Raw genomic sequence first — 12,308 nt, 5'->3', positions numbered from 1 at the left:
CCTCTCACTACCCTGGCTTGGGTTGACCGGGACCGTCGCCATGGACGGTCAAGCGACCGACGCCCCTAACCCACAATTCCTCCCCGCCCACGGGCTGATCCACGAAGCGTGCTTGGTCTGCATTGGTTTGGCGGACCGGGCCTGCTCGGCCGGCACTCGAACACGAACGGGGATCTCAGCCTGCGGCGTACGCCACGGTGCTGGACGGCCGCTGCACCTGCACGGCTTCGACAAGTCGCGTGTACACGGGCTCGTCGCCGAAGAGGTCGGGTTCTGGCGTGAGTCGCACCCCGGTCACCTTCTCGACCTCCAGAGCCAGCCTCTCAGCACCGGCCGCGAATGCGGCGGACGTGGCGCCGCTCTCGGTGACCAGGGTGTAGTGCCTGTTGGACAGCCTGACGCCATTGGCGACCCTCTGGCCAAGGGAGAAGCCAGCCTCCTTGATCAGCCAGCTCGCGCTTACCCGGATGGAACCGTCCGGGAAGTCATTGACCGGGGCGCGCCGGGCGCGCAAGCGTTGCGCGAGATCCGCGTCGATGGCCGGGCTGAGGAAGACGCTGCCGGCCGAGCGGTCATCCGGGTCTCCGGGAGTCAGCACCATGCCTTTGCTTCGTCGCACCGCAAGGACTGCGGCGGCGGCTTCGGCAAGCGGGACGCGCTGGCCCTTCGCGATGCCCAGTCGTTCGGCGACCATGCCGTAGGTAATCGGGGTGCTCAGCCGCGAGCGGTGCAGTCGGAACACCGCGCGCAGCAGGGTCCAGCGCGTGGACCGCTTGAAGATGCTGGTCCGGTGCCCGAGACCGCAGGCTGCGGCGGAGAGTCTGACCGGGCGGTCGGCCTCCCAGTCCCAAGCCTCGACCCGGACGAGCGTGTCGGCGACTTCTTGTCCGTACGCACCGACGTTCTGCACTGGAGTGGCTCCGACCGTGCCGGGAATGCCGATGAGCGTCTCCATGCCGGTGAGGCCCTCAGCGATGGTCAGCTCCACCAGATCCTGGAGTTGGTGTCCTGCCTCCACGGTGGCGAGGACGCTCTGTCCATCAGGCTCCGGACACAGGTCAACCCCCTGGGTCGCCATGCGGAGAACCACCCCGGGGCACCCGGTGTCCGCCACCAGGACGTTGCTGCCACTGCCCAGAACCAGTGGGCGGATCCCGAGCCGGCGGATCTGGTCGATCGCTGCGGATACATGGTCCAGCTCCGTCACCTCGATGAGGGACTCGGCGGCCCCACCGACCCCGAGGGTCGTCAAGGGGGCCAGGGGGACCTGGGAGCGGACGCGCACGTGATCTCCTTAGTACGGATCGAGCCGAGCCTACGCGGACAGGATGTCTTCCACCCTGCCGCAGACCTCGCGAGCCACCGAGGTGTCCCTCGCGCCGAAGCCCGTGTGCAGGACGCGAAGCCGGGCACGGGCTCGTTGCGAGTCAAGGTGCGCGCTCAGATCCATCGCGCTGTGCGCCGCCGCGGCAGCTCCCTCGACGTCCTCGCCGGCGAGCCGGGCCTCGGCGAGCGAAGCGTTGTGCAACAGACGGTTGCGGGGCTGCTCCTGGCCGAACAGCTCCAGTCCGCGCACAAGGTTCTCTTCTGCCCGGGTTGGTCTGCCGAGTTCGAGCCAGGCCCGCCCCGCGTCAGCGGCCAGCACCGCCGGCGTAACCCAGTAGGACCAACGCGGGTCTGTTGCTCCATCGATGGCCGATCCGAAAGCGGCAGCCTCCTCCAGTGCACGCTCGCACCCCGCTATGTCGCCGAGCTTCGCGTGCGCCCTGGCTTGACGGGTGGCAAGCAGGGCTTGGACAGCCCCGCTCTCGTGGCCGGCGGCTCCCTTTCGGGCCACCTTGACCAGCCGCAGGGCATCATCATCGGCCCGTGCCACGCTGCCTGGTAGCTCAGACAGGAAACGATGTTCGCGCCGAGCAAGCGGTCGCCAGCAGTGTGCGCGGCTCGCAGCCCGGTGAGGAAGTAGCGCTGAGCGAGAGCGACGCGGTCGAGGTCGGTGGCCACCCAACCGGCGAGCTGCGCGAGTTCGGCGAACGCTTCATGGAGGCGCACGCCGGTTTGGTTGTCGTAGGCGCCACTGCGAACCAGGGTTGCGGCCCAGTGAAGGTCCTGGGTGACCCAGTCGAGGACGAGTGGGCCGCCTTGGATGTCATCGAGTCGGCGAAGTTGGGCAATGCGGTCGATCAGGACGTCCACGGCAGCGGGGCCGATTTCCAGACCGATCGAACGTGCTTGCAGCTCCTCTTCGGGGGCCGTCAGCCAGTCGACCGCGGGCCCGATCAACGAGCGCCCGGCCACTGGCAGCAGCGCGGGTACGCTTTGCCTGGCTGCTCCACCATCGGTCAGCAGAGTCGAGCAGTGCCGTGTGCCGGTCTGGGTCCACGGCAGATCCAGGCCGTCGTCGGCGGACAGAAGGACCCCGGTGGCCGTGAACTTGGCGGGCCACAGGGCCTCCGCACTCACTGGTTCGCTGAGCCGGCTGGACAGGATCTCGGCGACCACCTGGGGCAGCCGTCCTCTCGGGCAGGATCCTCGCAGCCACCCGTACGGCGCTTTACTGCTGATGGTGCCGGGTCCGCACAATCGGTTGATCTCCCGGGCGAGGCGTTCCGGCGACCAGTCCAGCTGTTCCAGGCACCTGCCAAGCAACGATGCCTCCACCATTGCGGTCTGCCACCCGCCTTCCCTCGCCCGGACCGCTACTCGGCCCCGTCCTTTCGCTTCAGCGTGGCACGGGCAAAGCACCGGATCCCGCTGGATCCGGAAAAGCTGACCATTCTTACCTTCTCGCAGACCACCCTGACCGTCGCCTCATCTTCTCTCAGGGCGTTTAGCGCAGTGAAGTTGACGCATCGCCAGGCGATCACAGGCGGCTCCCTCATGCCTCCGGAGTCCCGATCGACCTGCTCGCAACCAGGCATTCGGTCCGTCGGACAGTCCACTGTCCGAATCGCCATTGACTCTCACAGGAGGGCACGGTGCGCACGATGACCAGCAAGCCAGCCAAGACCGCCGATGCGCTCTCCTGGCACGAGAGCTTCCGCGCCGTACCGGACACCGTCCCCGATGTGCGCGCTCGAGTCCGTTGCGAGGTGCGCAAGTGGGGCTACTCGGATGTCGTCGTGGACGATGCCGAGCTGGTTGTAGCGGAGCTGGCCAGCAACGCGGTCATCCATGGGTGCAATGGAGCTGACGGACAGTTCGATGTCTTCCTGGCCGCCCGACCGGACGGGTTGGAGGTCGCGGTCGGTGATCCGAGTTCGCAGCTGCCGACTCGCGTCGAGACTGCCGAGGACGACGTTCACGGACGGGGCCTCATCCTGGTTCATGCGCTCAGCGCTCAGTGGAAGGCTCTTGTCGGTCCCGGCGGAGGAAAGCGAATCTGGGCACTGATCGCAGCCGAGTCGCTCCCAGGAGTCCAACCCTCCACACAGGTCGGTCCTGGGATCGAGGTGATCTCGTGCTGATCAGCGCGATGGATTCACGAGCCACCGCTGTGCAGGGCGCAAGCTTCTGGTGTAACAGCGTGGCGGTGAGCGTACGGAACTTCCCGTTAGGCGCTGCCCTTGTCGAATCGGCGGACGACGCGATCTCTTGGATCCGCAGACGACTTGACGAGATCGCCGTCCAGCTGGATCCCCCCGCCGTCCGGATCGTGCGCGCGTGGCTGAGCGACCAGCAGCGGTACACCGAGGCTCTCGCCCTTCTCTCGCAGGGATCTGGCTTCGCCATGGAACTGCGCCAGGACGGCGTGACGTACAGCGTCGGCGCCGATCCGTTCGTCCCGCCGTAGTCCGCGCGAGTCATCGAAGCTGCGTCGTCGGCGACTTGAAGATCAACCGTCACACACCCCTGGACAAACGGCAGCTGGCCGCAACAGCGGCACGCCCGCCCCACCGTCTCCTGGTGATGCGGGGCGCACTCAGTGCCCCGGCGCCAGGCCCCTCAAAGGGAAACAGCACAGGAGGAACAGCAATGGCTCAGCAGATCCAGACGGCTCCGGCCGCGGACGAGTTCGACCTCGACGTCACGGCGATCGAGCAGAGCGACGTGGCCAGCCTGCAGGTGCTCACGGATGACGGCTGCGGCAGCACGTGCGGCGCCTGCACCACCGGCGTCCACTGACCCGCCAGGTACACCGCAACGGTCGGCGTCGCCGGGCACTGCCCGGCGACGCCCGGCCGGCCCTGTTCCAATCGTCCGAACCGGAGGTACTCGTGCGCTCTCCCGCCAGCTACCAGGCAACTGGGACGGCAATGGTGCGCGCCGTCGCCCGCCCCGACCTGGCGGTGCCGGTCTGGCCTGAGCTGACCGCCACCGGGCCCGATCATTTGCCAACGTGGACGCGATGGCTGCGCACTGTCTGGTCCGACGAGCAGCTCGCCGAGGCGCTCGGGCAGGCCAGCGCGGCTCTCGCCCGCCAGGTCGAGGCGCTGTGCTCCGCTGCCGCCCCGGACGCGCGGGACACACGGCGAGCGGTGCTGTCCACCGCCCGCTACCTGCTGCGCGCCACCGCCAGGCCAACACCGTTCGCCCTGTTCGCTGGCGTGCAGACCACCACGTTCGCCCTCAACTCCCAGCTTCGCTGGGGAGAGCAGCACCAAGCCCTCGCCCGGGCCGGCGCCGAGTGGCTCGCTCTAGTGATCACCCAGCTGGAGGACTGCCCGCAGTTGCTGACCCGGCTCAACGTAGTGGCCAACTCCAACGCGGCGGTGCGCGGTGATCGCCTGGTGGTCCCGCATCAGCCTGTACCGCGGCCTGACGGCACTACGGGCGCCGCCGAAGTGTCCGTACGCCACACCGACGCGGTGCGCTTCGCCATAAAGGCCGCGCACACCCCTGTGCGTGTCGAGGATCTGGCGGCAAAGCTGGGTGCGGAGTTCCCCGACACAGCGCCCGCCCGGATCACGGCTGCGCTCACAGAGCTGGTGTCCAGCCGAGTTCTGATCACCAGCTTGCACGCTCCAGCCACCGAGCCGGACGCTCTGGGGCACCTACTGGCCGCCTTGGAAACGGCCGATGCCGACGCCGTCCACCAGGTCGCGGCTCTTGTCACCGGCCTTCGCACCGTCCACGCCGAACTCGCCGCCCACAACCAGGCCCCCGACACAGAGCGGCGACGCCGTACCGCGCACACGATGAGCCAGCTGGCCGCGACCAAACGGCATCCGCTGGCCGTCGACATGCGGTTGGACGCCGACCTGGTCCTTCCCGAGGCGGTCGCCCGGGAGGCGGCGCACGCCGCCGACCTCCTCGCGCGCCTGAGCGCCTTCCCGTACGGAGTGGCCGCATGGCGGGAATACCACCAACGGTTCTACGAGCGCTACGGCCGGGGATCCCTGGTGCCGCTGCCCGACATGGTCGCCGACAGCGGAATCGGCTGGCCCGACGGCTATCCAGGCACCGCCCAGGCCGCTGAGCAGCCCCGCTTCTCCGAACGCGATGCAGTTCTCTCCGAGCTCGCGCAACGAGCCGCCCTCGAGGACCACCGCGAGGTCGAACTCGACGAAGCCCTGCTCGCATCCCTTTCGCTGGGGCCCGCCGAGCCGCGCCTGCCCGCGCACCTGGAGATCGGGGCCCGGCTTCACGCCGGCAGTCAGCAGGCACTTCAGCGCGGTGAGTTCCGACTGGAGATCCTATCCGTCTCACGCGCCGCTGGCGTCTCCGTCGGCCGGTTCCTGCCGCTGCTGGAGCCCGAGCAGCGTACGGCGCTGACCTCCGCTCTCGCCGGGCTGCCGACCATGGACGTCGACACCGTCACCGCCCAGCTTTCCTACCCCCCGTTGGATCCGGCGACCGCCCATGTCACCCGCACCGTGCCGACCGGCCAGCTCCTCATCAGCCTCGCTGAACACCGGCTCCCCGCTGCCGGCGTGCTCTTCCCCCGCGACCTGGCGGTGGGCTGCGACGGACGCCGCATGTACCTGGCCGCCCCCGACCTGGGCGTACGGATCGAGGCTGCTGGCACGAACGCGCTGAACCTTCGCACCCACACGCCACCGCTGGCCCGGCTGTTGACCGAACTCTCCCGTGCCCAGTGCGCCCAGGTGACCGCCTTCTCCTGGGGCGCCGCCCGCACCTTGCCGTTCCTGCCGCGCCTTCGGCACGGCCGGGTCATCCTCTCCCCCGCGACCTGGCGGCTGACCGCCCGCGAGCTGCCCACCGCTGACGCCCCTTGGGACACCTGGCTGCAGGCCCTGACCTACTGGCTTGCGCGCCGCTGCGTTCCACACCGCGTCCACCTGGTCGAGGGCGACCAGCACCTGCCGCTCTACCTCAACCATCCGGGCCACCGGGCCCTGCTGCGTGCCCACCTCGCGCAGAAGCCGGTGGCCGTGCTCACCGAGGCGCCGCGGCCTGGCGATACCGGCTGGGCTGGGGGCCGCGCCCATGAGATCGTCGTGCCGCTGACCGCGACCCGCCCAGCTATCTGGCCGCGCCTACCCAAACCGACCCGGGCCCGCGTCCTCGCCCGGGGCCACGGCGACAACCCGGGCACCTCCCGGGTGCTGCTCGCCAGCCTCTACGGCAACCTTGAACGCCAGGACACCATCCTCACAGGCCACTTGCCCGACCTACTTCAGCGCCTGGACTCGCCGCCGTGGTGGTTCGTGCGCTTCCGCGACCCCCAGCAGCACCTTCGCCTGCGGATCGCCCTGGACGATCCGGCCGACTTCGGTGCCGCCGCCCAGACGGTAAGCACGTGGGCCGCCGAGCTGCGCCAGGCCGGCCTGCTGGCCGAAGTCCGGTATCCCGCCTCGTTCCCTGAGATCGGCCGCTGGGGCGACGGACCCGCCTGGGACGCGGCCGAAGAGGTGTTCCGCGCCGACTCCCGTGCCTTGCTAGCCCACCTGTCCCAGCCTCACCGGCCCGAGCGAAGCGCGCTGCTGGCGGCGCACACGGTGGCCATCGCCTGCGCGTTCAGCGGCGGGATGCACGTCGGCCTGCGCTGGCTCGTCGCCAACGTCGCCGCTAAGGCCCCGGCACCGATCCCGCGTCCCCTGTTCGCCCAGGCCGTGCGCCTCGCCGACCCCGTCGACAACTGGGCGCCCCTACGTGCCGAGCCCAGCGGCGCGGCCATCGTCGATGCCTGGGGTCAACGGGACCGGGCATTGGCCGCCTACCGCCGCCACTTCCCCGGACCCCACACCAGGGGCGTAGACGTGGACGACGTACTCGGCTCCCTGCTGCATGTCTCCTATGTCCGCGCCCACCGGATCGACTTCGACGATGAGGCCCACGTCCTCTACCTGGCCAGGGCCGTCGCCCTCGCCCGGCTCGCCAAGGACGGTGCACGATGACGCACCGCGCGTTGGAGATGGCCGGCGTGATCGCCGACCGCCTCGCCGACCCCGGCAACCTGCCTGCCGTCTCGACGACCCATCCGCAGTGGCGTCAATCGTTGGCGCACGGCGCTCCGGGTATCGCGCTGCTCCACATCGAGCGGGCCGCCGCCGGCCTCGGCGCCTGGCAACGCGTCCACGACTGGCTGCGGTTCACCACGAGCGCGCCGATCACCAGCGGCCCGGACAGCTACCTGCACTACGGTGCACCGGCCGTCGCCCATGCCCTCGCCAGTGCGGCCCGTGCCCGCCCCGGCACCTACACGCGTGCCTTGGTCGGCCTCGATCAGATCGTCGCGGCCGACGCGACGCGTCGCGTCGCGGCCGCCCACGCGCGCATCGATCGCGGCGACTGCGGTGCGCTGGCCGAGTTCGACGCCATCCGGGGCTTGGCCGGCCTCGGTGCCCACCTGCTGCGCCGCGATCCCGATGGCCCCGCGCTCCTCAAAGTCCTCTCCTACCTGGTCCGCCTGACCGAGCCGCTCGAGCGTGACGGCACCTTGCTACCCGGCTGGTGGGCAGCGAGCGGGCCATCCGGCCGCGCGGATGACCGGTTCGCCGGTGGTCACGCCAACAATGGGATGGCGCATGGGATCGGCGGCCCGCTCGCCCTGCTCGCCCTCGCTCTGATGCACGGGGTGAAGGTCGACGGGCAACTGGAGGCGATCGACCGTGTCCTGTGCTGGCTGGACCGGTGGCGGGCAGGCACGAGGTGGCCGTACTGGGTCATCCGCGACGAGCTCGACTCCGGCCGAGCCGCGGCGCCCAACGCGCAACGGCCGAGCTGGTGCTACGGCAGCGCTGGACTTGCCCGCGCCCAACAGCTCGCAGCCCACGCGGTCGGCGACCCTGCCCGCCAGCGCGAGGCGGAAACCGCCCTCATCAAAGCTCTTTCGGACCCGGCGGCGCTCGCGGCGACGACGGACGTCTCGCTGTGCCACGGGTACGCCGGCCTCGCGCACATCGCCCACCGCGCGGCAGCTGACGCCATGCCATCGACAGCCTCGCAGCTTCGAACCGTCGCCTTGACCCTGTTGGACGCCGTAAGCCCGGTCGGCGCTGATCCAGCCCAACAGACGACCACCGTGCTGGACGCAGCCGGTCCGGCCTTCCTCGAAGGCGCCGCCGGCACCGCGCTCGCCGTGATCACGCCCGCAAGCGGCACGGCCCCGCTCTCCGGCTGGGACGCCTGCCTGCTCATCGCCTGACCGCTGACCGACCCGATGTGAGGACGCCCCTTGATGAACCGTTGGATCCAGCACGAGATTCGGTTTCGTGACGGCCGGAGCGCCGAGCACGCCGCCGCCCACCGCCTGGCTCCGGCGCTGACCGCCGCGCAGAGTGACCTTTCGCTGGACGGCTGGTGGTACATGCGCAAGAACCCGTTCAAGCTGCGGTATCGCGCCGAAGTTCCGGTGCCCTCCATCACCGGACTCCTTGACAGCCTCACCGCCGAAGGCCTGGTCACTGGGTGGACAAACGGCATCTACGAACCGGAGACCGCCGCGTTCGGCGGCGAGCGCGGCATGGAGGTCGCCCACGAGCTGTTCCACCACGACAGCCGCTACCTCCTCGCCTGCGCCGCCCCCGCTGGCGCACCGACTCTCGGCCGACGCGAGACCACCGTGCTGCTCACTGGCGTGATGCTTCGCGCCGCCGGCCTCGACTGGTACGAGCAGGGCGCCGTATGGGACCTGTTCGCCAAACTCCGCCCCGAACCTGCCGCCGCCGACCCCGAACGGGAGGCCGTTTGGGCCCGGGCGATGCTGCGGCTGATGACCGTCGACACGCGACGACTCACCGGCTCCGCCGGTCCGCTCCCGGGACAGGACGAGTGGGTCAGCGCCTTCGAGAGCGCCGGCCAGTCCCTGGCCCGGCTCGCCCGCCACGACAGCCTCACCCGGGGACTGCGGGCCGTTCTGGCCCACCACCTACTCTTCCACGCCAACCGCGCCGGGATCTCCACGACGGACCAATCCTCCATGGCCGCACTGGCGTTGAAAGCCGTCTTCCACTCCGGCGGGGACCTCGTGTCCTCGCAGCCCACCATCCGCTCAACCACTAGGGTCGCCCAAGTGACTACTCTCAGCGATGACCAGTCCCAGTCCTCCGAGCAGCTGCGCACCGCACTGACCGCCCGCCTGCGCGAGCAGAAGGTGATCACCACCGACGCCGTCGAGAACGCCTTCCGCACCGTGCCCCGCGAGCACTTCCTGCCCGGCTTCCCGCTGGAGACGGCCTACGCCGACAACCCCACCTACACCAAGACCGACGGCTCCGGCACCCAGATCTCCGCCGCCTCCCAGCCGTGGATCGTCGCCCTGATGCTCGAACAGCTCGCCGCCGAGCCCGGTGAGCGCGTCTTCGAGTCCGGCGCGGGCACCGGCGTCAACGCCGCCTACCTGGGCACCATGGTCGGCCCCGACGGCCGGGTCGTAACGGTGGACGTGGACGACGACCTCGTCGACGGCGCCCGCAAGCACCTCGTGGACGCGGGCATCACCAACGTCGAGGTCGTCCTCGGCGACGGCGCCTTCGGCCATGAGGCCGGCGCCCCCTACGACAAGGTCATGGCCACCGTCAGCACCGCCGAGATGCCGACCGCCTGGCTCCAGCAGGTCAAGCCGACCGGTCGGATCGTGGTGCCACTGCGGCTGCGCGGCACCGCCAGCCGCTCCATCGCCTTCGAGCGTGGCGAGAGCGGGTGGGTATCGGTCGACAGCCAGCTCGCGGTGTTCATGCCGCTGCGCGGCAGCATGGACGACGCGCGCCGCACCCTCGCCCTCACCGAGCAGGACGACGTGACGCTGCAGGTCCACAAGGACCAGGTCGACGCGGTCGACGCCAGCGCCCTGCTCGGTGTCCTCGACTCCGAGCACCACGATCGATGGACCGGAGTGAACATCCCCGCCGGAACGACCTACGAGTACATGGACCTGTGGCTGGCCTGCGCGCTGCCCAACTCCCTGATGCGCATGAGCGTCGGCGACGGTGCGCAGGAGCGCGGTGTCTCCCGCATGTTCGGGTGGGGTTCCATGGCGGCCGTGGACGGCGCCTCCCTGGCTTACCTCACCATCCGCCCGGCCGAGCCCGGCGAGGACGGCCGCAAGGCGTACGAGACCGGCGTCATCGGCCACGGCCCCAACGGCGCGGCACTCGCCGACCTGGTCTCGCAGGAGATCCGCACCTGGGACACCGGCTTCCGCGACCGCTCCGTCCGCTTCGAACTCCCCGACACCCCGGCCGCCGCCGACCCGGCCGCCGGCCGCTTCGTCCTGGAACGCCCCCTCCACCCCATCACCGTCAGCTGGGAGTGACCTCGTGCACCCGACCGGGCCGATAGCCCAGCGGTTCCCGCTGGTCGCCCGGATCCGGCCCGCGTGCCTGCCCCTTGAGGCCCGCCTCGGCAAGCTCAGCGAGCTTGCCGAGGCGGGCACCCGGCAGGACGACCCGGGCCTGGCATCCACCGTCTTCAACCAGGCCGCCCTGCTCGCCTCCGACCTCGCGCTACCCGGCCTCGCCCGCGAACTGTGCCACCGGCACGCCGACCTGTACCTGCGGCTCGGCCCACTGCCGGCGATGAGCGCGATCCGCGGCCTGGAACCGATCGTCAACCTCGCCCGCCTGCACATCAGGGCCGGGCGCGGAGGCGAGGGCCACCAGTTGCTCCTCTCCCTGTATGACGCCATCGCCACCGGCACCAGCACTGTCCTCGACGGCGTCACCGTGCCTGCTCGCCTCACCGAGACCGACGCCCAACGCGCCGACGTGCGCGCATGGCTGTGGCGGGTCATGCTCGCCGACGGCACCCGGGCCCTCACCTGCTCCGGCCTCTGGGAGGAAGCCCTTCGACACCTCAACAGCTACCGCGGCGTGGGCAACCGGATCCTCGACGGCCGCCAGGTCGCCGTTCTCGCCCGCGCCACCACCGGCGACCTCGACGGCGCTCTCGCGCTCCTCGCGGATACCGAGCCGGGCGACCCCTGGGAGAACGCGGTCACCTCCGTCCTCACCGCCCTGTGCACACCCGGCGGCCGTCGCGAGGCCACTGCCGCACTCGACCACTGCCACCGCCTGGAGACCGGACCCGGCCTCGCGGTGTTCACCACCCGGCTGATACAGACCGCCATCGACGCGGCCGGCGGGACCACCAACGAGGCCGCCCGGAGCCTCGCGCAGTCCCTGATCATCCGTTCGAGCGAATCGGACGACGGATACGCGGCCCGCGACCTCCTCGCCTACTCCGCCTACAACGACCTGCTGACCCGGGCCGAGGCCAGCTCCCTCCGCGCGGTGGTTAGGGCATGCGCGCTGGGCGCCGGCCATCTCTCAACCGTCGGCCGGGCCCAGTTGGAGGAGGCCCTCGCAAAGGCTGCCAGGGTGCTCGAAAAGGCCCCGCTCGACCGGAGCGCGCCCGGACCCGACCCACTTGAGAGGACGTTAAGTCCGTTTCTGGTAGCGCCCGCGTCCGGGTTGGTCGAGGAGTCCCTGACGAACGAGTCGTCCCAGGCGGGAGCGGGTGAGGTTGATCGAGGGCTCGTCGGCGGGCAGTCCGAGGAGTTCGTGCAGGTCGCGGACCCGGAAGACCTGCCCGGGGTGCTCGTTGAAGGCGGTCACGATCTGCTGGTAGACGGTGGCGGTCTCCGCAGGGGCCGGTTCATGGTCGGGAAGGGTGAGGCCGTCGATGACCTTGCCGGTGGTGACGATCTCGGCGAGGCGGGCCTCGACCTCGGCCAGGGCGCCGGTGAGTCGCTCGATCTGTTCGCGCAGGTAGTCGGCGCGTGCGGCGGTCTCGTCGTGTTCGGCCTGCAACAGCCGCAGGAGTTCGGTGACGTTCACGCAGCCAGCTCGACGTCGTCGCGCCAGGCGGGGCTGGGGGCGGTCAGGCGGCGGAGCATGCCGGCTGTGGAGGCCCAGTAGACGCGGGAGGCGGCGTTGTCGGGCCGGTGATCGTAGTCGCGGGCG

At 70.3% G+C, this 12,308-nt stretch carries 9 protein-coding genes and 1 pseudogene; 6 read left to right on the top strand and 4 right to left on the bottom strand.

Features of this window, described 5'->3' with window-relative positions:
• Positions 1 to 175 precede the first annotated feature (175 nt).
• Genes KCH_RS11170 through KCH_RS44320 form a run of 3 tightly spaced genes read right to left on the bottom strand, consistent with a single transcriptional unit; the run spans position 176 to position 2,664 of the window.
• On the bottom strand, positions 176 to 1,285 hold the full coding sequence (locus tag KCH_RS11170; RefSeq protein WP_051652962.1) for a UDP-N-acetylmuramate dehydrogenase: 1,110 nt from the start codon (positions 1,283 to 1,285) through the stop codon (positions 176 to 178).
• Positions 1,286 to 1,315: 30 nt separating this feature from the next.
• Positions 1,316 to 1,837, bottom strand: coding sequence for an NsdA family TPR-like regulatory protein (locus tag KCH_RS47640; RefSeq protein ID WP_482793294.1), 522 nt, complete (start codon positions 1,835 to 1,837; stop codon positions 1,316 to 1,318).
• Positions 1,741 to 2,664 (bottom strand): NsdA family TPR-like regulatory protein, encoded by a 924-nt coding sequence (locus KCH_RS44320; protein ID WP_482793293.1) that lies wholly within the window; start codon positions 2,662 to 2,664, stop codon positions 1,741 to 1,743. Before KCH_RS44320 ends, KCH_RS47640 begins: the two co-directional genes overlap by 97 nt.
• Before the next feature lie 323 nt (positions 2,665 to 2,987).
• Here KCH_RS44320 and KCH_RS39430 point away from each other — a divergent pair, with 323 nt between their 5' ends.
• From KCH_RS39430 to fxlM, 6 genes are all read left to right on the top strand, one after another.
• On the top strand, positions 2,988 to 3,467 hold the full coding sequence (locus tag KCH_RS39430; protein WP_244305633.1) for an ATP-binding protein: 480 nt from the start codon (positions 2,988 to 2,990) through the stop codon (positions 3,465 to 3,467).
• Positions 3,461 to 3,793: a hypothetical protein gene (locus tag KCH_RS37135; protein ID WP_051652961.1), complete on the top strand. Its 333-nt coding sequence runs from the start codon at positions 3,461 to 3,463 to the stop codon at positions 3,791 to 3,793. The genes KCH_RS39430 and KCH_RS37135 overlap by 7 nt, the downstream gene beginning before the upstream one ends.
• Positions 3,794 to 3,975: 182 nt before the next feature.
• Entirely contained in the window at positions 3,976 to 4,125 is a 150-nt protein-coding gene (locus tag KCH_RS39425; protein ID WP_084223461.1) for an FxLD family lanthipeptide, read from the top strand.
• Between the two features lie 131 nt (positions 4,126 to 4,256).
• The gene (locus KCH_RS11150) at positions 4,257 to 7,301 is read left to right on the top strand and encodes a lantibiotic dehydratase (protein ID WP_084224184.1); all 3,045 of its coding nucleotides are present in this window, start codon (positions 4,257 to 4,259) and stop codon (positions 7,299 to 7,301) included.
• Positions 7,298 to 8,551 carry a lanthionine synthetase C family protein gene (locus KCH_RS11145; protein WP_035862086.1) on the top strand — a complete coding sequence of 418 codons (1,254 nt, stop codon included), beginning with the start codon at positions 7,298 to 7,300 and terminating at the stop codon, positions 8,549 to 8,551. Before KCH_RS11150 ends, KCH_RS11145 begins: the two co-directional genes overlap by 4 nt.
• A 33-nt stretch (positions 8,552 to 8,584) precedes the next feature.
• A complete protein-coding gene (gene fxlM, locus KCH_RS11140) occupies positions 8,585 to 10,660 on the top strand; it encodes a methyltransferase, FxLD system (protein ID WP_035862084.1) in 2,076 nt (691 codons plus the stop codon).
• 1,518 nt (positions 10,661 to 12,178) lie between these two features.
• Here the strand turns inward: fxlM and KCH_RS46580 are convergent.
• Positions 12,179 to 12,308 (bottom strand): annotated as a pseudogene (locus KCH_RS46580) (IS5/IS1182 family transposase); the annotation flags it as partial.

Origin of the sequence: Kitasatospora cheerisanensis KCTC 2395, from assembly GCF_000696185.1 — a bacterium.
Classification (GTDB): domain Bacteria; phylum Actinomycetota; class Actinomycetes; order Streptomycetales; family Streptomycetaceae; genus Kitasatospora; species Kitasatospora cheerisanensis.
Note: the sequence above shows the minus strand (reverse complement) of the source record. Positions and strands in the feature narration are given on the sequence as shown.